This is a genomic window from Brevibacterium sp. 'Marine' (assembly GCF_012844365.1).
Lineage (GTDB): Bacteria > Actinomycetota > Actinomycetes > Actinomycetales > Brevibacteriaceae > Brevibacterium.
The window spans coordinates 1,921,710-1,945,324 of the sequence record NZ_CP051626.1 but is presented as its reverse complement, the minus strand read 5'-3'; the positions used below and the strand labels follow the sequence as shown (position 1 = coordinate 1,945,324).

Annotated in this window: 22 protein-coding genes and 1 tRNA gene; 11 read left to right on the top strand and 12 right to left on the bottom strand. The window is 64.3% G+C overall.

All coding sequences use genetic code 11. The features are described 5' to 3' along the window. Positions 1–166 precede the first annotated feature (166 nt). Positions 167–1,636, bottom strand: coding sequence for an oligopeptide:H+ symporter (locus tag HF684_RS08735; protein ID WP_169252175.1), 1,470 nt, complete (start codon positions 1,634–1,636; stop codon positions 167–169). A 147-nt stretch (positions 1,637–1,783) separates the two neighbouring features. Then, positions 1,784–3,094: an MFS transporter gene (locus HF684_RS08730; protein WP_169252174.1), complete on the bottom strand. Its 1,311-nt coding sequence runs from the start codon at positions 3,092–3,094 to the stop codon at positions 1,784–1,786. A 252-nt stretch (positions 3,095–3,346) separates the two neighbouring features. Here HF684_RS08730 and HF684_RS08725 point away from each other — a divergent pair, with 252 nt between their 5' ends. Together HF684_RS08725 and HF684_RS08720 are read left to right on the top strand one after the other, a co-directional pair. Further along, positions 3,347–3,766: a phage holin family protein gene (locus HF684_RS08725; protein ID WP_169252173.1), complete on the top strand. Its 420-nt coding sequence runs from the start codon at positions 3,347–3,349 to the stop codon at positions 3,764–3,766. Positions 3,767–3,838: 72 nt separating this feature from the next. Then, positions 3,839–4,069 carry a hypothetical protein gene (locus HF684_RS08720; RefSeq protein ID WP_169252172.1) on the top strand — a complete coding sequence of 77 codons (231 nt, stop codon included), beginning with the start codon at positions 3,839–3,841 and terminating at the stop codon, positions 4,067–4,069. 92 nt (positions 4,070–4,161) lie between these two features. Here the strand turns inward: HF684_RS08720 and HF684_RS08715 are convergent, their stop codons facing one another. Beyond that, positions 4,162–5,037: an alpha/beta hydrolase gene (locus HF684_RS08715; protein ID WP_282433927.1), complete on the bottom strand. Its 876-nt coding sequence runs from the start codon at positions 5,035–5,037 to the stop codon at positions 4,162–4,164. Position 5,038: 1 nt separating this feature from the next. After that, positions 5,039–5,944, bottom strand: coding sequence for a universal stress protein (locus HF684_RS08710; RefSeq protein ID WP_101553992.1), 906 nt, complete (start codon positions 5,942–5,944; stop codon positions 5,039–5,041). Positions 5,945–6,809: 865 nt separating this feature from the next. Between HF684_RS08710 and HF684_RS08705 the strand changes: the two genes are divergently transcribed. The 4 genes from HF684_RS08705 (at position 6,810) to HF684_RS08690 (ending at position 8,909) form a co-directional block, all read left to right on the top strand. After that, positions 6,810–7,037, top strand: coding sequence for a hypothetical protein (locus HF684_RS08705; protein WP_101553991.1), 228 nt, complete (start codon positions 6,810–6,812; stop codon positions 7,035–7,037). A gap of 209 nt (positions 7,038–7,246) precedes the next feature. Then, a tRNA-Ala gene (locus HF684_RS08700) sits at positions 7,247–7,319 on the top strand. A 145-nt stretch (positions 7,320–7,464) separates the two neighbouring features. Beyond that, positions 7,465–8,034 carry a transposase gene (locus tag HF684_RS08695; protein WP_169252171.1) on the top strand — a complete coding sequence of 190 codons (570 nt, stop codon included), beginning with the start codon at positions 7,465–7,467 and terminating at the stop codon, positions 8,032–8,034. An 8-nt stretch (positions 8,035–8,042) separates the two neighbouring features. Next, positions 8,043–8,909 carry an IS3 family transposase gene (locus HF684_RS08690; RefSeq protein WP_248279204.1) on the top strand — a complete coding sequence of 289 codons (867 nt, stop codon included), beginning with the start codon at positions 8,043–8,045 and terminating at the stop codon, positions 8,907–8,909. 67 nt (positions 8,910–8,976) lie between these two features. Here HF684_RS08690 and HF684_RS08685 read toward each other — a convergent pair whose 3' ends face one another. Genes HF684_RS08685 through HF684_RS08665 form a run of 5 tightly spaced genes read right to left on the bottom strand, consistent with a single transcriptional unit; the run spans position 8,977 to position 14,346 of the window. Beyond that, on the bottom strand, positions 8,977–9,555 hold the full coding sequence (locus tag HF684_RS08685) for a methylated-DNA--[protein]-cysteine S-methyltransferase (protein WP_169252170.1): 579 nt from the start codon (positions 9,553–9,555) through the stop codon (positions 8,977–8,979). Position 9,556: 1 nt separating this feature from the next. After that, entirely contained in the window at positions 9,557–11,020 is a 1,464-nt protein-coding gene (locus HF684_RS08680; RefSeq protein ID WP_169252169.1) for an AlkA N-terminal domain-containing protein, read from the bottom strand. Positions 11,021–11,052: 32 nt separating this feature from the next. After that, entirely contained in the window at positions 11,053–12,015 is a 963-nt protein-coding gene (locus tag HF684_RS08675; protein ID WP_101553988.1) for a bile acid:sodium symporter, read from the bottom strand. A 17-nt stretch (positions 12,016–12,032) separates the two neighbouring features. Continuing rightward, positions 12,033–12,812 carry a YggS family pyridoxal phosphate-dependent enzyme gene (locus HF684_RS08670; RefSeq protein WP_169252168.1) on the bottom strand — a complete coding sequence of 260 codons (780 nt, stop codon included), beginning with the start codon at positions 12,810–12,812 and terminating at the stop codon, positions 12,033–12,035. Positions 12,813–12,855: 43 nt separating this feature from the next. After that, positions 12,856–14,346: a PLP-dependent aminotransferase family protein gene (locus HF684_RS08665; RefSeq protein WP_169252167.1), complete on the bottom strand. Its 1,491-nt coding sequence runs from the start codon at positions 14,344–14,346 to the stop codon at positions 12,856–12,858. 117 nt (positions 14,347–14,463) lie between these two features. Between HF684_RS08665 and HF684_RS08660 the strand changes: the two genes are divergently transcribed. Beyond that, entirely contained in the window at positions 14,464–15,150 is a 687-nt protein-coding gene (locus tag HF684_RS08660) for a hypothetical protein (protein WP_348981445.1), read from the top strand. A gap of 60 nt (positions 15,151–15,210) precedes the next feature. Here HF684_RS08660 and HF684_RS08655 read toward each other — a convergent pair whose 3' ends face one another. Continuing rightward, entirely contained in the window at positions 15,211–16,584 is a 1,374-nt protein-coding gene (locus tag HF684_RS08655; RefSeq protein ID WP_169252165.1) for an aminotransferase class V-fold PLP-dependent enzyme, read from the bottom strand. A 160-nt stretch (positions 16,585–16,744) separates the two neighbouring features. Here HF684_RS08655 and HF684_RS08650 point away from each other — a divergent pair, with 160 nt between their 5' ends. The 4 genes from HF684_RS08650 to HF684_RS08635 all read left to right on the top strand — a co-directional run bounded on the left by HF684_RS08650 (position 16,745) and on the right by HF684_RS08635 (position 20,842). Continuing rightward, the gene (locus HF684_RS08650; RefSeq protein WP_169252164.1) at positions 16,745–17,701 is read left to right on the top strand and encodes a TetR family transcriptional regulator C-terminal domain-containing protein; all 957 of its coding nucleotides are present in this window, start codon (positions 16,745–16,747) and stop codon (positions 17,699–17,701) included. After that, positions 17,698–18,609: a 3-keto-5-aminohexanoate cleavage protein gene (locus HF684_RS08645; RefSeq protein WP_169252163.1), complete on the top strand. Its 912-nt coding sequence runs from the start codon at positions 17,698–17,700 to the stop codon at positions 18,607–18,609. Before HF684_RS08650 ends, HF684_RS08645 begins: the two co-directional genes overlap by 4 nt. Beyond that, the gene (locus tag HF684_RS08640; protein WP_248279180.1) at positions 18,606–20,081 is read left to right on the top strand and encodes a 3-hydroxyacyl-CoA dehydrogenase NAD-binding domain-containing protein; all 1,476 of its coding nucleotides are present in this window, start codon (positions 18,606–18,608) and stop codon (positions 20,079–20,081) included. The genes HF684_RS08645 and HF684_RS08640 overlap by 4 nt, the downstream gene beginning before the upstream one ends. Before the next feature lie 218 nt (positions 20,082–20,299). After that, positions 20,300–20,842, top strand: a complete 543-nt coding sequence (locus HF684_RS08635) for a YdeI/OmpD-associated family protein (RefSeq protein WP_169252162.1) — start codon at positions 20,300–20,302, stop codon at positions 20,840–20,842. A 31-nt stretch (positions 20,843–20,873) separates the two neighbouring features. Here the strand turns inward: HF684_RS08635 and HF684_RS08630 are convergent, their stop codons facing one another. Beyond that, positions 20,874–22,163, bottom strand: a complete 1,290-nt coding sequence (locus tag HF684_RS08630) for an MFS transporter (protein ID WP_248279179.1) — start codon at positions 22,161–22,163, stop codon at positions 20,874–20,876. Then, positions 22,160–23,512 (bottom strand): GH1 family beta-glucosidase, encoded by a 1,353-nt coding sequence (locus HF684_RS08625; protein ID WP_211168096.1) that lies wholly within the window; start codon positions 23,510–23,512, stop codon positions 22,160–22,162. Before HF684_RS08625 ends, HF684_RS08630 begins: the two co-directional genes overlap by 4 nt. Between the last annotated feature and the right edge of the window lie 103 nt (positions 23,513–23,615).

Here is a 23,615-nt window from a genome sequence, read left to right as displayed (position 1 = left end):
TCGCCGGAACTCGCATATCCGACAGCTGGCCCCGCGCCCTCCTGCGGCAACGCGCTGAAGAGACACTTTCGGTCAGCGATGGTCGCCCGGGATGACGCAGGTCCCTCCGAGTCGGTGACTCGGAGGGACCTGCGTACGGTGGTGACTGTTCGCGCCGCAGCTGAACTCAGCGGATTCCGCGCATCAGCTTGAGCATCGGCTTCGTCAGCGTCAGCGCGAGCAGGCCGAGCACGACCGACGAGCCGCCGACTGAGAGCCAGTACGGTGCCTGGTTGGCGGTGTCGAAGTAGCCGCCGAGCACACCGGACAGTGCCGTGCCCACGCCCGAGGCGAGGAAGAACACGGCGATCATCTGCGACTGGAAGACCTTCGGCGCGACCTTCGTCGAGAACGACAGTCCCACCGGCGAGATGAGCAGCTCACCGAAGACGAACACTGCGAGGGTCAGTGCCACCCACAGCAGCGGAGTCTGGTTGGGGCCAGCCTCTGCGAAGGGCAGGAACATGAGGAAGCCGATGCCGATGAGCACGAGCGACAGGCCGGCCTTGACCGGCGTCGAGATCTGCTTCGGCCCGAGCTTCATCCACATCGTGGCGAACAGCGGGGCGAAGACGATGACGAAGAACGCGGGGATCAGCTGGATCCAGTTGATCGGCATCTCCCACCCGAAGATCGAGCGGTTGAGCTGCGTATCCGAGTAAACGGTCAGAACACCGAAGATCTGCTGGTACATCGACCAGAACACCACGACCGTGATGAAGAACGGGATATAGGCGAGGACGCGTGAGCGTTCGTCGCCATTCGTCTGCGACGAGGTGTACATGACGATGAAGTAGCAGGCGGCCGCGCCGGCAGAGATTCCGGCGATCCACCAGTCGAGGTTCTCGGGGTTGACGATCTTCGTCATCCACAGGATGACGGCGAGGAGAACGACGACCACGATGGCCACGATGAAGAGGTAGAGCTTGTTCTTCGGCAGCGGGTTGACGGCGATACGGGACTCCGGCGGCAGATTCTTTCGGCCGGTGAGGTAGATGATGAGACCGAGGGCCATGCCGACAGCGGCTGCCCCGAATCCGTAGTGGAAGCCGATTTTCGACTGCAGCAGACCGGTGATGAGCGGACCGAACAGGGCACCGATGTTCACACCCATGTAGAAGATAGTGAAGCCGGCGTCACGGCGCGGGTCCTTCTCTTCGTAGAGTTCGCCGACCAGTGCCGAGGCGTTCGCCTTGAGACCGCCGGAGCCGAGCGCGACGAGGATGAGGCCGGCCGCCACTCCCCCGAACCCGGGGATGAGCGCCAGGCAGATGTGTCCGACCATGATGATGATCGCAGAGTAGAAGAGGACTTTCTCCGCACCGGCGAGGCGATCGGCGATCCATGCGCCGAGGATGGTGGCGAGGAAGACAGCACCGCCGTAGGCGCCGACGATTCCGACGGCCGTGCCCTGCTCCATCCCCATGCCGCCATCGGTGACGCTGAAGTAGAGGTAGAGGGCGAGGATGCCGTTCATCCCGTAGTAGGAGAAGCGCTCCCACAATTCGAGGCTGAAGAGCTGCATGAGCGGCAGAGGGTGTCCGAAGAAGCGGGTATCGCTGCGGACGGCCTCGGTCGTCGAGGTGCTTGTAGACATTGTGTGCTTTCCGTAGTGGTGTGAAGGGCCACGATCGGTGGCGCAGTTCACGATGGACCAGCGGACATCCTACTCCTCGGTTTTGCCGTGGTCACACCTGGGAACGCCTGGGACACACAGTCCCAAAAAGCGGAAAGTCGGAGTGATTCAGGTCTCGTCTTCGGCGTCGGTCACGCGCTGCCGTGACGGCTTGACTGCCTTTCGGTCGCTGCGTCGTCCGATGAGCAGATTGAGCAGGCCGGCGCACAGGACGATCGCCGAGGCGGCCACGGGAACTGCCATCGCCACGGCCGTTCCCTGATCCTCGGCGAGGATGCCGTTGATCGCCGAGGACACCGATTGGCCGACGATGATCGCCGATCCCGCCATCGACATCACCGTCGCCGATCGCCCGAGCGGTGCGCGTTCGGCGGCGAGGCTGAACAGGGTGACGAGGCTCGGTCCGATTCCCGTGCCCATGAGCAGCAGCGCAAGGACGATGACCGGCATCGATTCCGTCGATGCGAGGATGACCGATCCCGTGACCAGGATGGGCGCAAAGCACAGCAGGCGTGCCCACAGCGCGAACGCCGCGGGGAAGAGCGCCACCGAGATCGCGAGCACCGCGGAGCCGATGCCCATCACCCCGTAGATGAGACCGGCTTCCTCCGGCCGCCCGATGTCGTTGGTCAGCGCGGTCAGGGCGGTCAGCGTAGAGCCGAACACCATTCCGACGCCGAATACGCCGAGGATGATGACGAAGACACCTGGGGTGAACATGTCCTTGGCCGGGGCACGCTCGCCGAGGCTGCTCGACGTCCCGGTCGGCCGCGCCCGCCCCGTCGGGTGCAGTGCGAAGGCGGAGACGAAGATCAGGGTCATCACGATCGCGCCGATGATGGGGGCGACCGGGGTGAAGAAGGTCGCCAAGAGTCCGACGAGGAAGGGCCCGAAGACGAAGATGACCTCATCGGCGGCGGATTCGTAGGCCATCGTGGCATTGAGCACTTTCGGCCGCCTCGGCGACGGCAGCACCGACATGACGATGTCGACGATGCGTGACCGCGACATCGGGGCAACCTGGGGCGAGGTGGCGCCGATCGCGAAGGCGGCGATGAAGACGACGACATCCGGCAGCGGGCTGAAGACGACCCACGCCATGAAGGTCAGTGCCGCACAGTTGAGGATGCCGGCGATGAGCAGCACGTAGCGCTGCCCCCAACGATCGGCGGCCGCCCCGATGAAGGAACCGAACAGAGCCGTGCCGAGTCCGACCATGGCGGAGTTGATTCCGCCCAGGCTCAGGGATCCGCGGCCGGCCACAACGAGGGTGAGGACACCGACGACGATCATGGCGAACGGCATGCGGGCGACGAAGGCGATCGGGAAATAGCTGCGTCCGACGGCCGAGAACAGAGTCGGAGAGGACTGCTGCACGGTCGTGTCCCGAGTCGAGGCGGGTATGTCGCTGTCTGTCATATCAATCCAGTTTCTGCTCCCGCTCGTCCGGGAGATCGTGCCGCCGTGGTGACCTGGATCAAATCACTCGGTAGGTGCACGCAGTTGGTCTGAGAAAGTCGAACCGGAAGGTTCGTCTTCAGGCTACTGCGTTTGTCCGCGCGATTCGAGCGGCAGCGGACCCCGCGGCGTTGAGTTTCATCACCATGGCACAGACCCCATTCCCATCGGCGACTCAGAAAGAACGCAGATCGGTCTGCGAGGATGACGACTATGAACTTCTTGTCTCGCGTCATCGTCAACGCATGCGCGATCTGGGTGGCCGCCTGGATTCTGCCGGGTGTGACGATCACAGGGAACCGGGTCGTCGAGGAGCAGGCCGGGGCCATTCCGGCGATGATCATCTCCTACCTTGTCATCGGCCTCATCTTCGGGTTGGCGAACGCCTTCATCAAACCGATCCTCAGCTTTGTCTCCGCCCCCATCACCTGTCTGACGCTGGGGCTGTTCTCCATCGTCATCAATGCGATCATGTTGGCGCTGACGAGTTGGCTCAGTGGGTTCACTCCTTTCGTCTTCACCATCGATTCGTTCTTCTTCTCCGCCATCCTCGCCGCGATCATCGTCTCGATCGTCTCGGCTCTGCTCGGTTGGCTGGTCCCGGAGCGAAGCGCCGAACACGACCGGAGATGAGCAAAGTCCTCTACGCGATGTAGACTGTTGCTGAGAGTCAGCTGACCACCAGAAACATCGCCGGAGGAGACCATGTCCGATATCGCCGCCCCGAAGAGAACCCGCAATTCAGCATCGTTCGCCGATGTCGTCGTCTTCGTCTTCGCCTTCGCTCTGTTCGTGTTCGGGCTCTACCTCTTCGGAGCCTCATTCTCCTCACCTGAGGGAACCGAGTTCTGGGTGTTCTGGGGTGGTCTGCTCGCGTCGTGCTTCGCATTCCTCGTGCCGATCCTCTACCGCTGGGCACGCGACTCCCGCCGCTGATCTCCAACACGGCTTGAGAAGGGCCGCTGCGCTGATGCGCAGCGGCCCTTCGTCGATTCACCGGCTTTCCCTTCGTCTTGTCACACGCCGAATCACCCGTCGATTCGCCGGTGACAGAAATCCATGATCGCCGAGGCGGCTTTCTCCGAGCGCTCATAGTGCACAAGGTGGCCCACCCCGCCCAATTCCACGAAATCGGCGTCGGGGAGCTTCTCCACAAACGCGCGGGTCGGGCCGATCGGGGCGATGGCGTCCTGGTCGCCGGCGATGACGAGCGTGGGCATACACAAGTGGTCGGCCACCTCGGTGACGGTGTGCGCGACCGACGTCGCGAAGGCCTCTGACAGAGACGTGCGGTCGGCGAACGACGAGAAGTGCCGCGCGTGCTGATCATGGATGTACGAACGCAGGCCGGGATCGCCGGTCGTGGCCATGGCCACACTCATGGCGCGGACGATCACGGGGTTGCTCAGCAGGGCGCGACCGGCGCGCTCGGGCAGCCGCGCGCCGAGGGCATAGTAGGCGCGGGTGACCGCGGTGAGGAAGCGTGCGGGTCCTTCGAGGGCGGGGCTGGTGATCGGATTGATGAGCACGAGCTCGTCGACGACGTCCTGATGGGAGGCTGCTAGATGGCTGACCAGGATCGATCCGAAGGAGTGCCCCACCAGGATCGGTGTCGCGCCCCGCTGCCTGCCCACCTCGGCGCGCAGAGCGAGGAGATGATCGACGAAGGCCGAGAGCGACGAACCCGAATCCAGCGGGGCAGTGAGACCGAACCCGGGCAGGTCGGGCACGACCACCTCGCGGTCGGTGATGCTGCCGGCGATGAGGTCCATTCCATGATGGTCCCCACGGAAGCCGTGCACCATCAGCAGCGGACGCCGACGCCGGTCACCCGGATAGAGCCACGCGGCCGTGCTGTGCGAGCCCAGCCGGATGTCCGTCCGCTGTGATTGTCGTGTCCGCACCTCAGTCGGTTTCAGCGGTTCGCGGGCGACTCACTGCCCGGCGAGGGACGACCACGACGGGGACGGGAAGCACACGCAGCAGACGGCGGGCTCGCGCACCGACCGCGACCTTTCCGCCGCGGCCCAGGCGACTCGAGCCGATGAACGCGAGGTCTCCGGGCTGCCAGTCGATGGTCTCGGCCGCCTCTTCGATGTCGGCACCGGCCTTGGTTCTCACCGTGGCTCGGCCCGAGGTCAGCATCTCTGATGCTCGATCTGCCAGCACCGCTCCCCCGTACTGTTCGGCGAATTCGGTGATCTCGGCGACCTCGTCGTCATAGAGTCCGTCGTTCTCGACCAGGGACAGCAGTCTGAGGTCGACGCCGAGGCCGACAGCCGATTCGATGGCGGCACCGATGAGTGCCGAGGCCCCGGGGCGAGCACCGTAGAGTGCGGTCACTCGCGAGATCGGTCCGATATCCGACCGCCCCGACGGGGCGAGCACGACGGGCACCGGTGACGAGTGCAGAAGAGACGAGGCGACCGTGCCGATGCGCAGCTGTCGCATCAAGGTGGTGGCACGCGCACCGATGACGATGCCCACTGCGCCTTCCTTCTCTGCGACCTCTATGAGGCCCTTGGACTCGTTCGAAGCGATGTGGATGCAGCCCCTGGCGCGGACGTCGTCGGGAATGAGGGCCAGGGCTTCGTCAAGCCAGTCGTCGATCTGCTGGGCTACGATCCCTGCGCCGTCCTTCGGCACTGCGCTGCCGGCGAGAATCGTCGATGATTCGGGACGGATGATCGTGACCACGAGCTCGACGTCGATGGACCGCGCGATCGAAATGGCCAGCGAGATCGCATCCCGGCCCCGATCCGTGGCGATGTATCCGACGACCAGACGTCTGGTGGTGGCGGTCTCTGACATCCTCAACTCCTCAAGCTGCGTGTCCGACTGATGCACGTCAACTCTGATTCTACGTCGGCCCGAACAGCGCTTCGACCGGCCGATTTGGGAGAGTCGACTTTCACGCCCGAAGAGACGACGTGAAAATATCTGCGAAAATAATGAACAAAACTCCCACGGGCAATGAAAGCTGTGCTAAATTCGACAATGCAATTACGGATTCGCAGACACCCCTTGATTGCATCTTGACAATTGCGGACGTTGACGCCGTCCTCACGAGATCCACGACCATGAAAGGAGAGCAGTGACGATGATGAATTTTCTTGCAGGCCCTGACCTTCGAACGCCTTGGCATGAATATGCTGCCTGCCCGATTGGCGGACAAGGACTCGTCGGCTGACACAGCCGTCTCTCACGTCTTTTCCACCGGTTGGCTTCCGGCCACCGTTGTCCTCTGAGCCACCGGTTGCCTGATACCCGGCATTCTTCACGTCTGGCACGTGTCCAGATCATTCCAGCATGCTCTTCGGCGCTGTAGCGCCGCCAGCAGCCAGTCCTGATCCGGTCACATCACGCCGACATCTTTGAGCTCGGTCGCTGACCGCGGTCATCGCGTCCGCGCACGGTTCGATCGTGTGCCTTCTGCCTGACCTCCGGCCATACCGGCTTCAAAGCTCTTCCGGATTCCGTTGCCGTTTCAATGAGTCAGTCATCTCATTGGCCCATTGCGACAATGGCAATTATCCGCCTTTGCTAATTGCACCCTTTTTCGGGTGATTCATTGCCATTAGACGGCATTTTCGGAATCTGTTTATCTCACCGTCATTCCGGGATACCTCCTGCCCTTTTGCGGATATCCCCTGCCCGAAAACCACGAGGAAGAATTGTGTCGACCACGTTCCCATTCACCTATCCACGCCGCTGGGCCCTGACCACCGGGATGAAGCTCATCCGGTGGGCTCGCCGCCCGGCCCCGACCGCGGAAACCCGTCGCCTCAAGGCAGCCCGTCGCCAACAGGCTCGCCTGCGCGAACACGCTCGCGAACAGCGTGTGCGCGAACTGCGCGAACGGGACATCGTGCGCTACCTCAGCCAGGTCCGGCCGTTCATCTGAGCCGCCGTGGAGAATCCTCCTCGAGCAGTCGACTCGTCACGGCCGGGGTTCACGGGACTCGGGTCGTGGAGCGACCATTGGCGGGGGTGTAGCGACCCTAGATGAGCACTTCACCAACAGATTTTCAGCAGCGTCATGCCATGTGGCGAGCGTCACTCTCCGCCGATTTGGTCTCCCGCCCGCACCTGGGTAGTATTGTTCAGGCAAGCGGGGGTATGGCGCAGTTGGTAGCGCGTCTCCATGGCATGGAGAAGGTCAGGGGTTCGAATCCCCTTACCTCCACCGCAGAAGGGCCGGGAATCCGAAAAGGTTCCCGGCCCTTCCTCTTCCCCAATTGCTACCTGACGGGGGCCCAGCAACCTCGCGCTGGAGTGGTCCCCGAAAGTTGGACTGTGATCAACACAAACCAACTTGAAGGGACCATTCCATGCGTCAGGACTGTCTGATCACCAACGACCAAGCCAAGGCCGCGATCGAACTCTTCGACCAAGGGCACGGCTACGCCGCGGCAGCCACGAAGCTCGATGTCCACAAACCCACACTCAAACTTCTCCACGACCGGTGGCTGGTGCGTGGAACAATGTCGGTCATGGAACCGCACCAGCGCCGCCGTATACCAGCAGAGCAGAAGATCGCGACTGCGAAGCGATACCTCGACGGCGAACACAAAGTCGAACTCGCCAAGGAACTCGGCCTGGCATCGTCGCGTCCGATCCTCGACTGGGTCAAGGAATACCGGGACAAGGGCGATCAGGCATTCACCTCGCCCCCGGCATCAGGCAAGGGCACAACAGCCCGGATGCGCGCCATTGACAGCGGTCAGGACCCGGATGCTGATCCGGCCCCGTCTAAGCCGGACCTGATGGCGAAGAAGACCCGTGCCGAGGACATTAGTCTGGCGGAGTATCGGCAGCTGCAAGACCGGCTGTTGCGGGCGGAAGCGGAGAACGCGTACTTAAAAAAACTGAAGGCCTTGAGGCAGAACGGGCAGCTGTAAAAGCACGCATAGTTGCCAGTCTCAAGGCGAACTACCCACTGTCACTGCTGCTGAGCATTGCGGGCCTGGCACGGTCGACGTTTTTCTATCACCAGAAACGCTTCGATCAGAAACCTGACCCATACGAGCAGGTCAGGCCCCGGATCCGGGAGATCTTCACCGACAGCCGCGAATGCTACGGGCACCGCAAGATCTGGGCAGTCTTGGTCAAAGAAGGCATCACGATCGCGAAGAAGACAGTGCTGCGGTTGATGCAGGACATGAACATCAAGACCAAGGTGCGCAGGAAGCGGTATAACTCCCACCGTGGCACGATCGGCCGTGTTGCCGGCAACGTCCTCAACCGGGAGTTCACCGCTGAGGAACCAAATGAGAAATGGGTCTCTGACGTCACCGAATTCGCTGTGGCGGATCAGAAACTGTATCTGTCACCGGTCATCGATCTCTTCGATACCAGTGTGGTGTCGTACTCGATGTCGACGTCACCGAACACGGCGTTGACGAACAAGTCACTGACGAATGCGTGTCAGGGGCTTCGGCCCGGTCAGAAACCATTGGTGCACACGGACCAGGGGTTTCAGTACCAGCACGTGTCGTGGGCGGCGATCCTGACCAAACACGGTGCCACACCGTCGATGTCGCGGAAGGGAAACTGCTGGGATAACGCGATGGCGGAGAACTTCTTCGGGCAGTTGAAAACCGAGATGTTCTATCTGCAGAAATTCAACACGGTCGAGGACCTCGAGAAAGCGATCGATGAGTACATTCATTGGTATAACTTTGAGAGGATCTCGATGCGACTCGGCGGTCTTGCCCCGATGGAGTATCGGACCAAGACCGCCACAGCCGGACAGCCGGCAACTGCTTTATGCTGACCTCACAGCAGTCCAACTATTGGGGACCACTCCAGCGCGAGGTTGCTGGGCCGCCGTCAGGTAGTAATTAGAGGGAGTTTTCTAGGGTGAGCAGGTGTCGCTTGCTGGCCTCGCCCCAGGCGTAGCCGGTCATGGAGCCGTCCGCGCCGATGACACGGTGACAGGGGACGATGATGCTGATCGGATTCTTGCCGTTCGCCGCGCCCACTGCTCGCGCAGCGCCGGGTCGGCCCAGCATTTCGGCGAGTTCTCCGTAGCCGGCGGTGCTGCCATAGGGGATCTGAGTCAGTGCCTGCCACACCTGCCGCTGGAATTCGGTGCCCTTTGCCGCCAACGGCAGATCGAACCGGGTGCGCTCACCGGCGAGGTACTCCCCCAGCTGGGCCTTCGTGCGCTCGAAGATTTCGAGGTCGTCGGCCGGTGTCGGATCGACGCCGAACGTCTTGTGCAGGCGCGCATCGATCGCCTCGGAGACGTCGAGGTAGAGACCGGTGAGGTGGGTTCCGTCCGAGTTGAGGAGGACCGGTTCGATCTCCGTGTCGATGATGGTCGAATACACCGGCGCCGAGGCGACCGGCAGTCCGATGGTTCCGCTCGGTTCCGTTGTCGGATCAGTGTGAGACGAGGTGTTCGTCGAGGTGGTCATATCAGGGTGTCCTTTCGACACGGCGGGCGTGATGGGCCCACAGCAGATGGGTGAGGTACGAACGCCACGGGCTGGAGTTCTTCGAGAGCTCTTTCCAGTCCCCGATGAAAGCTGAGGTCTCATTGAGTTCGGCGATCGCCTTCTTGACGCCGAGGTCGGAGTCCACGAAGACATCGGGGTCGCCAAGTGCGCGCATCCGGATATAGCCGTTGCTCCAGGGGCCGATCCCCGGCAGTGCCAACAGATTCCGGCTTGCTTCATCCCGGTCGGCCCCAGCCCCCAAGTCCACGCTTCCATCTGCCAAAGCCGACGACAGAGCTGCAATTGTGCGGATCCTGCTCTCTGGCAGAGCCCAGTCCGATGCGGGGACAGCAGCGATCGCCTCGGCGGTGGGGAACAGTCTGTCCACGCCGTTGACTACAAGTTCCGGCGGCAGCGGTTCTCCGGCTCCTGCTACGAGTCGCCCCAAGTGAGTACTCGCCGCGGCCAACGAAATCTGCTGCCCGAGTACGGTGCGCAGGGCCAGTTCGACAGGGTCGCTGTGCCCTGGCGAACGGATTCCGGGCCAGTCGTCGACGAGGCGGGCCAAGCCTGCGGATCGCAGAGTCTCTGCCACCGCCGCGGGGTCGGCATCGAGGTCGAAGGTTCGGCGAGTCCGGGCTACGGCGCTGCCGAGGTCTCTGGTATCGGCCAGGCGGAGGCGACAATCGACGAAATCTCCGGCTCCTTGTCGCACGGTGATCACTGCCGGGCCATGGGGCAGTCGCAGCGAACGGGTGTACGCCCCGTCCGCGACCGCTTCGATCCCGGGCACGGCTCGGACAGCGAAGTACTCGAGCAGATGTGAGAAGTCGGACGGCGGACGATAGGCCAGTCTCAGGTTGAGCTCATCGGCCACGGGTTGGTCGGTTCCGGGGCTGCGCAGCTGACGGGGACTGATCGAGTACATTTCGCGGAAAGTGTCGTTGAACTGTCGGATGCTGGAGAATCCGGCGGCGAAGGCGATGTCGCTCATCGGCATCGATGTGACTTCGATAAGTGTTCGGGCAGTCCGAACGCGTTCAGTGCGGGCCAAAGCCAAAGGCCCTGCGCCGAGTTCGGCATGGATGAGGCGTCCGAGCTGACGTGTGCTGTATCCGAGTTCGGCGGCCAGTGTTTCGACTCCCCCTCGGTCGACGGCACCGTCACGGATGAGCCTTACGGCCCGAGCCACAATGTCACCTCGAGTGTCCCACTGTGGAGAATTCGGGCTGGCGTCCGGGCGGCACCGCCGGCAGGCTCGGAATCCGGCATCGGTGGCCGCAGCTGCTGTGACGAAGAAGTCGACGTTCTCCCGCTTCGGTGTCTTCGCCGGGCACGAGGGACGGCAGAAGATCCCGGTGGTGCGCACCGCGGTGAAGAACATGCCATCGAACCGGCGGTCACGCGAGGTGACTGCCTGATAGCACTGGTCGGACGTGAACATAGTCCCATTCTCCGCCGTGAAGCGCAGGAATACTAGCGGTTTTCGGACACGGCAGTCGCGGGAACCAGCCGAGGCAGAATGCGGACAAGGATGAGCAGAACGATCAGTTCCATGAGGGTCTGGGTCACGACTGCGGCGGGGCCGCTCCTCTCTCCGGTGATCGCCCGAACGAGGGGAAGCATGACGAGTGAATTGCGAGTCACCCCGGACAGGATCACGGCTCGGGATTGGTCTGCAGCCATCTGCGTCGCGCGTGTGAGGATCCACCCGGCGACCGCCATCACGACCGCGAAGACTGCGAAGACCAACGCCGCAGTGCCCAAATGCCCAGCAGAACCAGCGATCACCGGAATGACCGAGGCAGTGATGACTAGCAGAGTCAGGGCCATCACCGGGTCCATCAGCTTTGCGGCCGATTCGACGACGCGATCCACCCGGGGCTGTCTGCGGGCTAGGGTGCGAACCAGGACGGCGGCGATGAGCGGAATGACGATGAACAGCAGCAGCGCTTCGCCCAGGGGCCGAATCGGCAGATCGATGCTCGTTCGCCCGCCGGTGATCGCCCACAGCAGGACCGGCAGCAACAGCAGCTGAGCGATCATCAGCATCGGGGTGAGCATCAGCAGCTGGTCGGCGGCACCTCCGGCAGCTCGCGTGAACGCAATGACGTAGTCGATGCACGGGCACAGCAGAACGATGAGCACTGCGGGCACGATCGGATCAGCAATGTCGAAGACCGCGATGAGACCAGCGACGACCGCGGGAACGACGACGAAGTTCATCCCGGCCACAAGTGCGAGGAAACGACGATCACGAAGAGCACGCAGACCCGAGTCGAACGGAAGCTCCAAGAACGTGAGGAAGAGCAGTGCGATGAGGCACGGGGTCAGTGCCGCTTCGGCGAGGCCGGCGAAGCCAGCGATCCCAACACCGAGGATGCCTCCGAGCACCGCTCCGCCGAACCACACCAGCACCTGCAGGGTCGAACTGTGCACTTATCGGCCCCTGAGAGTCAGTGTGTGTCGGGCCAGTAGTAGGAATCCGGCAGGGAGCGCTTGCCGAAGATCGCTTGGCCGACGCGCACACAGTTCGCGCCCTCTTCGATGGCGACTTCGAAGTCACCGGACATGCCCATCGACAGACGCCCGGGGCCCAGCAGCTCAGCATCGGTGTCGCGGACCTGGTCACGCAGTGTGCGCAGCGTCTGAAAACAGGGCCGGACGCGGTCGATGTCGGCTGAGAAGATCGCCAGGGTCATCAGACCCTGCACCTTGAGCGTCTCGAAGGCCTGGACCTCTTTGAGGAATGCGGGCAGCTCTTCCGGCGGCATTCCGAATTTCGAGTCCTCGGCAGAGGTGTTGACCTGCACGTACACGTCGAGGCTGCGTCCTTCGGCTTCGAGTCTGCGGTCGAGTGCTCTGGCGACCTTGAGCCGGTCGAGGGCTTGGAATTCGCTGGCGAACTGCGCCACGAACTTGGCTTTGTTCGACTGCAGGTGGCCGATCACTGCCCAGTCGATGTCGAGATCGGCCATCTCCTCGGATTTGCGGTGGGCTTCCTGCACTTTGTTCTCGCCCAACTTCGCACATCCGGCGGCAACAGCCAGGCGGATGCGCTCCTGGGGCACGGTCTTGCTCACGGGCAGCAGCTCGATGTCGGTTCGGTCCCGGCCGGCACGCTCGGCGGCAGCGGCGATCCGGCGCTCCACCTCGGCGATATCGGCTCGGAACTCCTCGACGGTCGTCGCCGTCGAGTACTGGTCATCATGACTGAGTTCGCTGTCGTCTCCCATAGTGTCATCGTACTCAGGTTCTCGGCCCGTACCGGGGGGGTGTTCACGCCACGATGCGAGCCCGGCTCGTCGGTCTCCGTCCGGTCATCGTCTTGGCCTCTTCCCACGCAGCGGCCAATCGCGGCCCGACCTGTTCCAATTCGGTCTCGGGCACCGTGTAGGGCAGGCGCATCCATCGATCGAGTCCACCGGCCGGGGCGAAGTTCGGTCCGGCGACGAGGCGGAGACCATGGTTCCGGGCAGCGATCGAGAGCGCCGCGGATCGAGCCTCCGGAAGTTCGGCCCACAGCGCCATTCCACCGGACGGGACGATGAGCTTCCAATCCGGCACCCATGACCTCACCTGAGCGGCAAGCAGGTCGCGGGCGGACCGCAGCCGGGAACGGGAGTCGGCGACGACGGCATCATGGCTGTCCATGAGTTCGACGGTGACGAGCTGTTCGAGCACCGGAGCTCCCAGATCGAGTCCGAGTCGGGAGGAGGCGAAATGATCCACTCGGTGGCGGGGAATGCGCATCCATCCGATGCGCAGCCCTCCCCAATAGATCTTGCTCACGCTGCCCACCGTCACCGAGTCGGGGATCAGCGCGGACATCGGAGTGGGCATTCGGCCTCCCTCCAGTCCCAGTTCGACGAGGGATTCGTCGAAGACCGGAACGACGCGATGCCGGCGCAGAGCGTCCGCGAGATCGCGGCGCTGGGCCTCACCCATCAGGGCGCCGGTCGGGTTGTGGAAGTCGGGGATGAGATAGGCGCTGCGCGGACGCATCTGCCCCATGAGCTGATCCATGGCGTCGGTGTCCCAATAGTGTCCCTGAGTTCCGAATTCGAGGGGGTAGGTCACGAGAGCGGCGCCTGCACCCTCGAGCGTGGCGATCGCGTTGGGATAGGTGGGGCTTTCGACGAGGACTCGCGAGGTCGACCGTGCCCCGCCGAGGCGCGTGGTCTCATCCGGTTCGACGTTGAGGAGGGCGCGGACGGCGATGGCCGCACCGCCGAACGCCCCGGAGGTGATGAGGATCTGGTCGGGATCGGTCGGTGCGCCGCGGCGGGTATAGCGGTCGGCGATGATCTCCCGCAGTACCGGCAGCCCGGACGGATAGTATCCGGTGCCGGGAAGATAGGCACCCAAACGAGACAGCGCCCTGTCGTAGGCGCGAGGGATGTCAGGGGCCGCGACCGGTGCGGTGCAGGTCAGGTCGATCTCCGTCTCATCCGCGCCGGCAGGTGAGAGCAGGTGGTCGATGCGGCCGCCGGGGACCCTCGGCAGCTGCACGATGCTGCCGGAGCCGCGGCGGGTGCGGATGTACTCCTGTTCCCGCAGTTGGGCATAGGCGCGACCCGTCGTTGTCCGGGACAGACCGATCGCGGCAGCAAGCTCCCGTTCGCTCGGCAGTCGTGCTCCGACAGGAAGCCGCCCGTCGGTGATCGCCGCGGCCACCGCGGCGGCCAGCGATTCGAAGGCAGGCGCCTTCCACGGACCATCGCCGATAATGCCGACGAGTCGTTTGGCTCCCAGGACCGGTGTGCTCATGGTTGAGACCTCATGGGACCACTTTCCGGCAAGTGGCTATTTCGCGCAAGACCAATTTCGGCCATGATAGAGCTGTCCCAGTGATCGCACACCAGAGAAAGCCATCGGATGACCACGATGAGAGCACCGAAACGTCAGCTGGCCAATGTCGGTCCCATCACACAGCTGCGCGGCGGACGGCTGTGGCGGCGCCTGCCCCAACTCGTCCTCGGCCTCTATCTCTTCGGCGCCTCGATGGCGATGATGGTCAACGCCGGTTTGGGCATGATGCCCTGGGACGTCCTGCACTCCGGCATCCAGAACCACGTGCCGCTGACCTTCGGCACCATCATCACCATTCTCGCGTTTCTCGTGCTCCTCATCTGGATCCCGCTGCGTCAACAGCCCGGCATCGGCACGATCCTCAACGCCCTCCTCGTCGGCCCCGCACTCGATCTCACCCGCCTGTTCCTTCCCCGCCCCGAGGAACTGGGGTGGAACATCGCACTCATGGTCACCGGCGTCGTCCTCAACGGCGCCGCCTCGGCGATGTACATCGGCTCCCAGTTCGGGCCGGGTCCGCGCGATGGACTGATGACGGGGCTGTCCCGAGTGACCGGACGGTCGATCCGGCTGGTGCGCACCCTCATCGAGGTCAGCGTCGTCGCCGTCGGTTGGCTGCTCGGCGGGGTCGTCGGCGTCGGCACGGTCCTCTATGCGCTGGGCATCGGCCCGATCACCCAGGCCCTGCTTCCCGCTTTCACCGTCGAGCTCCGCCCCCGGCCGACGCCTGAGACCGGCGCCGAGGATGTCCCCGAGGACTGACTTGCCGTCACCTCCGCATAGTCCTCGGAGAGGGACGGACCACACGTCCGACGCGTGAGCTCACTCCATCGAATCGAGGATGTCGGTGAGATCGTCGAACGTCGTCAGCGGATTGACGATGGCGAACCTGGCATTCGGTCGCCCCTGGTGCGAGCTCGGCACCACGAAGGCCCGCTGATCCTCGAGCAGGCGATCCGACCACGCGTCATAGTCCGACCTCTGCCAACCGTCACGTTCGAACACGACGACAGAGAGTTCGGGTTCGCGCACGAGTCGCAGATGCTCTCGGTGCTTGATCTCCGTGGCGATCTCGCGCGCAAGATCGATCGAATGGCCGATCGCCTCCCGATAGGTTTCGGCACCATAGCTGGCCAGCGAATACCACAGAGGCAGCCCGCGGGGCCGGCGCGTGAGCTGGATGGCGAAGTCCGAGGGACTCCAGTCCTGGGCGTCGGTGAGCGTATCGAGATACTCGGCCTTCTGCGTATGCGCTCGCCGCCCCGAATTCGGGTCCCGGTATAGGAGCGCACACGCGTCGAAGGGAGCGAAGAGCCATTTGTGGGGGTCGACGATGAGCGAATCGGCCCGCTCCACCCCGGCGAACTTGTGGCGTGCCCGCGGTGAGAGCATCGCGGCCAGACCGTAGGCACCGTCGATATGGAGCCAGAAGTCGAATTCGTCCTTGAGCGCGGCGATGCCGGCGATATCGTCGATCGTGCCGAAGTTCGTCGTCCCCGAGGTGGCCACCACCGCAATGACGGCATCCCCGTGCTCGGTCAGGGCCTCGCGCACTCCGTCGGGCCGCAGGATCCCATCCTCGCCGGTGGCCACCGGGGCGATGTCGACATCCATGACTTCGGCCGCGGAGGCGACCGACGAATGAGCCTCGGCGCTGCACACGATCACCCAACGTCCCGGCCGAGCCTCGCCGAGCTTCTCCTTCTGGGTGTTGCGGGCAGCGACGAGCGCGGAGAGGTTGCCGATCGTGCCGCCCTGGACGAACACTCCGCCGGCGCCCGCCGGCAGACCGAACTCGCCGGCCAGCCACCGCAGGACTTCATTCTCGGCGTGGACGACTCCGGCGCCTTCGAGCCATGACCCGCCGTAGAGGGCACTGGCGGAGACGACGAGGTCGAAGGCCACCGCGGCCTTCGTCGGTGCGCTGGGGATGAACGACAGATACTTCGGATGATCGGTGGAGATGCAGGCGGGGGCGAAGATGTGCTCGAAGATCGCCAACGCCCGAGCTGACCCCAGACCTTCCTCGGTGACGGTGGGTCCGGCCAGTCGACGCAGCTCGGCCTCCGATGTCGGATGGTCGAGCGGGGTGTCCTCGGCCAGAGTCCGACGGCGCGAGTACTCGAGTACGAGGTTCACGAGGTTTCGGGTCTCATCGGAGACGACGTGCATGCGGGAATGAAGACTGTCGGTCATGGGCGCTCCTCGGCGGACTCGGTCATGATGGGGATCTCCCACTGTGTACGACATTAATGGCATACGCGCGACTGTGGGTGAAACCACAGCCTGATCGCAAGTTTTGATTTTCAGTCATCTGATCTTGCGATCCGCTGTCCGACTGGGGTAGGTTCGCCCCATGAGCGGTGATCAGCTTCCCGAGGCGACTGCGGACCGGGCACGCCGAGCCATCGGCCGCAGCGGCCTGTCCCAGAGGCGGGTTGCCGAGTCCATCGGCATCGACGAGACGAAGCTGTCCAAAGCTCTGTCCGGTCGTCGCCGGTTCACCGCCGAGGAGCTCCTCGGCTTGGCCACGGCCACCGGGGTGACCGTTCGGTGGATCCTCGGTGACGAGTCACAGGTGTCCGCGCTGCCGCCGAAGCAGACGAGACACGCCGCCGCCGCGTCCGAGGAGGAGACGCCGAAGCGCACCATCGTCGAGGCTGCGTGGACGCTGTTCGGCCGTCGCGGCTTCGATGCGGTGCGCATTGCCGACGTCGCCGCGGCCTGCGAGGTCTCGACCGCGAGCGTTCACTACTACTTTGCGAACAAATCCGACCTCTTCGATGCCGCCCTCGACTACTCGGTCAAGCTCGCCTTCGACCGGCAGATCGCCTGGCTCGACGATATCGACGATCCGGCGCTGCGACTCGACCGGCTGCTCGAGCTGCAGTCCCCGCTGGGACGCACCGAACGCGGCGAATGGTCGATCTGGCTGCAGACCTGGGCTCGACTGTCCCTCGAGGATTCGACGTTGTCGAACTATCCGCTCAGCTATGAACGCTGGTCGAAGACCGTGCAGACGACGATCGAGGACGGGCAGCGCACCGGCCGCTTCCGCTCCGGCGACCCGCGGGCCATGGCCGATGAACTCACCTCTCTGCTCGACGGCCTCGGCATCAAGGTGCTCACCGGAGTGATGGACACGGACACCTTCGCACAGCGACTGCGCACCTACCTCGACCGCTCGATCAGGCATCCGTCGCCTGCACCGGCCACACCGACCACAACAGCCCTATCGACCACCCCAGAACGACCGACCGAGACCACCTCGATGCCAGCCACCAACACCGATCGATCCAAGGAGTCATCATGAACCGCAAGGTCATCCTCACCTGCGCCGTCACCGGTGCCGGAGACACCACCGGCAAGAGCGAGCACGTTCCCGTCACACCCGAAGAGATCGCCGACGACGCGATCGCAGCAGCCCGCGCCGGCGCCTCGGTCGTCCACATCCATGTCCGCGATCTCGAGACCAGACAGGGCTCACGCGAGGTCGCCTACTACCGCGAGGTCGTCCGCCGCATCCGCGCCTCCGACGTCGACCCCGTCATCAACCTCACCGCCGGAATGGGCGGCGACCTCGTCATCGACCCGCAGGACCCCCTGACCACGATGCCGGGCACCGACCTCATCAACGCCCTCGACCGACTCCCTCATGTCGAGGAGCTGCTGCCCGAGATCTGCACGATCGACTGCGGCAGCCTCAACTTCGGCGAAGGATCGAACCTCTACGTCTCGACCCCTGACATGCTGCGCGAAGGGTCGAAGCGGATCCAGACGTTGGGCGTGCGTCCGGAGATGGAGATCTTCGACACCGGCAATCTGTGGTTCGCCAACGTCCTCGTCGAGGAGGGCCTCATCGACGCCCCGCCGCTGTACCAGCTGTGCATGGGCATCCCCTACGGCGCTCCCGCCGATCCGGGCCTGCTGGCGGCGATGGTGAATATGCTGCCCAAGGGCGCCCAATTCACGTCGTTCGCCATCGGCGCCAATCAGCTGCCGTGGGTCGCCCACTCCGTGCTCGCCGGCGGGCACGCTCGCGTCGGACTCGAGGACAACCTCTACATGTCCAAGGGCGTCAAGGCCACGAACGCCGACCTCACCGCGCGCGCCGTCGACATCATCGAAAGCCTCGGGGCGGCCGTGGCCACCCCGGACGAGGCCCGCGAGATCCTCGACCTGCGCGTGCAGACCCCGACCGTCACCGGAGGTGACCTGTGACCGATTCCACCCCCGCAGACCCCATTCCCGACTCGCCTGCATTCCCCGATGTCGCCGCGATCGACACCGTCACCTGCGTCGGCGCGGGAACCATCGGAGGCGGTTGGGCCGCGTACTTCCTCGCTCAGGGCTTCCGGGTGAAGATCTGGGACCCGGCCCCGGACGCCGGCGACAAGTTCACACGGCTCCTCGACGCGGCATGGCCGGCCATGGCCGAGCTCGACATGGTCGAGGGAGCCGACCGGACCGCGTGGTCGATCCACACCGATCTCGCCGAGGCGATCACCGGCACCGGTTTCGTCCAGGAGTCTGCTCCCGAAGATCTCGCGCTCAAGCGCGGGCTGCTGGCCCAGATCGATGGACTCTGCCCGCCGAATATCGTCATCAGCTCCTCGACCTCGGGCTATTCCATGACCGAAATGGCCACCGAGGCGGCCCACCCCGAGCGACTCGTCGTCGGCCACCCGTTCAACCCGCCCTACCTCATCCCCTTGGTCGAGGTCGTCGGTGGCCAGTCCACCTCCGCGGCGGCCGTCGACTGGGCCGCTGACTTCTTCACCCACATCGGCAAGTCCGTCATCCGCATGGACCGAGAAGTCCCCGGCTTCATCGCCAACCGTCTGCAGGAGGCGCAGTGGCGGGAGGCCCTGCACATGGTCGCCCAGGGTGAGGCCACGGTCGAACAGATCGACCGCTCGATCACCGACGGCCCCGGACTGCGGTGGCCGTTCCAGGGACCGATGCTCACGTTCCACCTCGCCGGCGGCGAGGGCGGAATGGCTCATATGCTCGACCACTTCGGACCCTCGCTGAAGTCTCCGTGGACCCGGCTGAGCGCACCCGAGCTCAGCCAGCAGCTGCGCGACGATGTTGTGGCCGGCTGCGATATCGAAGCCGGTGAGCGTTCGATCGCCGACCTCGTGGCCCATCGGGACGCCGGGATCATCGCGCTGCGCCGACTGACCACGCAGTTGGCCGCCACCGCAGTGCCTGCTCGCCCGCAGTCCGCATCGACGCCGACGACCGTCTCGGAATCGCAGCTGAACACCTACAGCACCGAGGCCGCACCCGAGTGGATCGACTACAACGGGCACATGTCCGAGGCGTACTACGTCCTCGTCTTCGGCTTCGCCACCGATCAGGTGATGGATCAGCTCGGACTCGACGCCGGCTACCGGGAATCGCAGAAGGCATCCCTGTACACGGTCGAATCCCATATCCGCTATCTCGACGAGGCGGCGCTCGGCGATCGACTCACCGTCGTTCCGCATCTCGTCAGTGCCGGAGACAAGAAGCTGCACTTCGCCTATGAGATGTTTGTCGGGGACAGACTCGTGTCCACCGAGGAGATCATGGCCCTCCACGTCGACCAGACGACGGACCGAGTCGTGCCCTTCCCGGACACCGTGGCCGACCGGATCTCACAGATCACCACGGAGCGACCGGATTGGGTCGGTCGCTCGATCGGCTGAACCGTCGCCGACGGCTGCGAAGACAACCGGTGTGTCAGAGGCCCGGACGGACCGGCAGGAACGAGAACTGCCGGTCCGTCGTGTTCCCGAGGCGGACGAACTCATCAGGAATCGAGAAGTCAGCCCAGCCTCGGGCGGCTATTGTGAAAGTCATCGCTTCAATCGAATTCGAGTGTCCGGACCCGACCACCCGTCCCATGATCCCATGAGGAGTCATCATGACCACCACGACTGCCGACGTCACGTTCACTGCGACCACCGAGGTGCTGGGCGACCGCCCGATTCTGCGCCTGCCCCAGGATGCCAGCGATCGACTGCCCTCCCGCGGACAGGTCGCCGTCAACGGCACCCTCGACGGCATCGAGTTCAGCACTGTCATCGAACCCGACGGTCGACGCGGCCATTGGATCAGTCTCGATGAGGACCAGTGGGATACGCTCGGGGCGACGGAAGGTGCCGAGGTCGAAGTCGGCGTGACCCCGACGAAGAACTGGCCGGAGGTGACGGTGCCCGCGGACCTCCGCTCTGCCCTCGATGCCGCCGGCGATCTCGACGATGTCTGGGCGGACCTGACACCGATGGCCCGATGGGAATGGGTGCGGTGGATCAAGTCGACGAAGAACGCCGATACGCGTGCACGCCGAGTCGACGTCGCGATCTCGAAACTCGAAACAGGCAAACGACGTCCCTGCTGCTTCGACCTGTCATCCTGCACGGATCCGGAGCTGTCGAAGAGCGGAAAGCTTCTCGGTCTGTCCTGACCACACATCCGACCGAATGTGCGGAAGTCTCTCAGCCCGACTGCGGAGCTCGCAGCACCGCACGTGAGGGATGCACCGTCAGCGTGAGAACTGCCCCGAGCACGGAGACGACTGCCGCCGCGGCGAACAGCAGCCAGAATCCGCCGACCAAAGCAACGAGTCCGGCCCCCAGGAGCGGGCCGATCAGCTGTCCGAGATTCGCGGAGCTGTTGACGAGACTGAGATCGCGGGCGTGGTCATCCGGGTCGAGCAGCAGGTCCGTGGCCAGTGCGAGGCTGACCGCCATATAGGCACCGTATCCGGCGCCCATGACACCGGCCGCCACTGCCGTCGTGGTGAAATCGGGACTGATGAGGATGATGATTCCCGAACAGGCTTGGACGAGTGCGGCGACGACTGTCCAGACGCGTCGGCTGCCTCGTCTGTCCGTGACCATGCCGACGAGCACCGAGGCGGCCACCACGAAGACGGTGTAGATGACGATGAGGACGAGCAGGCTGTTCTCTGCGTCGCCGGCCGGGATCATGATTCCGTAGAGCAGGAAGAACAGCAGCAGCGACGTGCCGAAGGCATTGCCGACATTGACGATGAATCGGCTGATGAGCAGCCGGGTGAAGCTCGGGTCGACGAGTGAGGACACCCGCGGCCGGATGAGTTCACGACGGGCATGGAACTCGAGCACGGCTGTGTGCGGCAGAGGCGGATCGGGCAGCAGCACCGCGGTGACCGTGCCGATGACGAGGATGAATCCGGCCAGCACCGCGTACGATGCGCCGGTGCTCAGACCCAGCAGCACGATCGCGGCGACGCCGACGACGACTCCGACGGCTTGAGCCGAGCTGGCCGCCGCCGACGCCGCACCGCGCTGGTCATCGAGCTGATCGGCGATGAGCGCGGTCAGTGCCGACGATGTCACGGACACACCGACCGAGGTGACCACCCAGGCGGCGCCGACCAGCAGCGGTCCCTCGGCGATGCCGGTGAGCACGAGGCCGAACGCGGCCAGCAGCGATCCTCCGATCGCCCAGGGGCGCCTCCTGCCGAAGCGGGATCGGGTGCGGTCGGAGAGCCGTCCGGCCACAGGCGCTGCGATGATTCCGGCCAGGCCTCCGGCTGAGAGCACGAGCCCGGACCAGATGACCCCGTCGATCCAGTGTCCGCTCTGAGTGTCGAGCTGCAGGGGCAGGAGAAGCTGGATCGGTGTCAGCTGCACCGTCCAGATCGCCAGCCAGGCGAGGGTGAACCACACCATCCACCACGGTGAGACGCGTGCACGAGAGGCAGAGCCGCCTCGGTGAGGTGGTGGGCTGAGGGTGCTCATGACCGGGCCGCGGAGATGAGATCCCGATACCAGCGGTAGGAGGCCTTCGGCGTTCGCGTTCCGGTGTGCATATCGACGTGGACGAGGCCGAATCGCTGGCTCCATCCGTCGGCCCATTCGAAATTGTCCAGCAGCGACCAGACGGTGTACCCGTCGATGCGCACGCCCGCGGCCTTCGCGTCGATCACTGCACCGAGGTGGCCGCGCAGATAGTCGATCCGCTCTGCATCGCTGATCTCCGTTTCGGTGGTGCCCGGTTCGGGAAATGACGCCCCGTTCTCGGTGATGATGATCGGCGGGAGCGCGGATTCGTAGCGGCGGTCCATGTCGATGAGGAAGTCGCGCATCGTATCCGGGCGGATCGGCCACATGGGACCGAACCCGGTCACGGGTGCTCCGGGGGTCGGCACCATCTCGAATGGAATCGGTCCGGCACAGGCACGGACGGTAGTCGGGTTGTAGTAGTTGAAGCAGTAGACCTCATTCGGTGCTGAGATGAGTTCCATATCGCCGTCCGCCACGGGCAGCTCGACGCCGAAGGCACTGAGGTCGGGATAGGTGCCCAGGAGCAGCGGGTCGGCGAAGAGCCGGTTGAGGATTCCGTCGAGCAAGCCGGCCGCAGCCTGGTCGTCGGCTGCTCGGGAAGCAGGTAGAACGAGACTGTGGTTGAGCGTCGGTGCGACCTGAACTGCGCCGTGTTCTCGCAGGATGGGCGCGGCGATCCCGTGTGCCAGCAGTTGGTGGTGGACGGTGGGCAGGGAATCGAAGAGCAGAGTGCGCCCGGGTGCCAACTCCCCCAGCGCATAGCCCTGCAGCGATGTCGATGCGGGTTCATTGATCGTGTACCAGTGACGGACTCGATCACCGAGGCGACCGGCCACCACCTCCGCATAGTCGCCGAAACGGGAGGCCGTGTCTCGGTTGAGCCACCCGCCGTCTGTCTCGAGTGCGACCGGCAGGTCCCAATGGTAGAGCGTCGGTTCCGGGGTGATCCCGGCAGTGAGCAGTCCGTCGACGAGCCGATCGTAGTAGTCGAGTCCGGCCGGGTTCACCGAGACATCCGTGCCGGCGTTCGGGATGACCCGGGTCCACGAGATGGAGAAGCGGTACCGGTCGACGCCGAGGCCGACCAGCAGACCGATGTCGTCGTCGACGCGGTGGTAGCTGTCGGGGCCGGGTTCGGCAGTGCTGCCGTCGATGACATTGCCGGGTGCATCGACGAAGTCATCCCAGATGCTGCGACCGCGACCGTCTGCGGTGCGTGCGCCTTCGATCTGAAAAGCGGCCGTGGCCGCGGAGAAGTGCATTCCGGCCAAAGCACGGATGTCGATCGGGAATCTCTCCACCATGAATCGAATATGTCACGGTTGGTGAGGGCCTGCAACAGATGACCCGAAGCCCGGCCGGTACGGGTTCGCGCTACGACGTGGTCCGGCACGCAGGGAGCGGCTG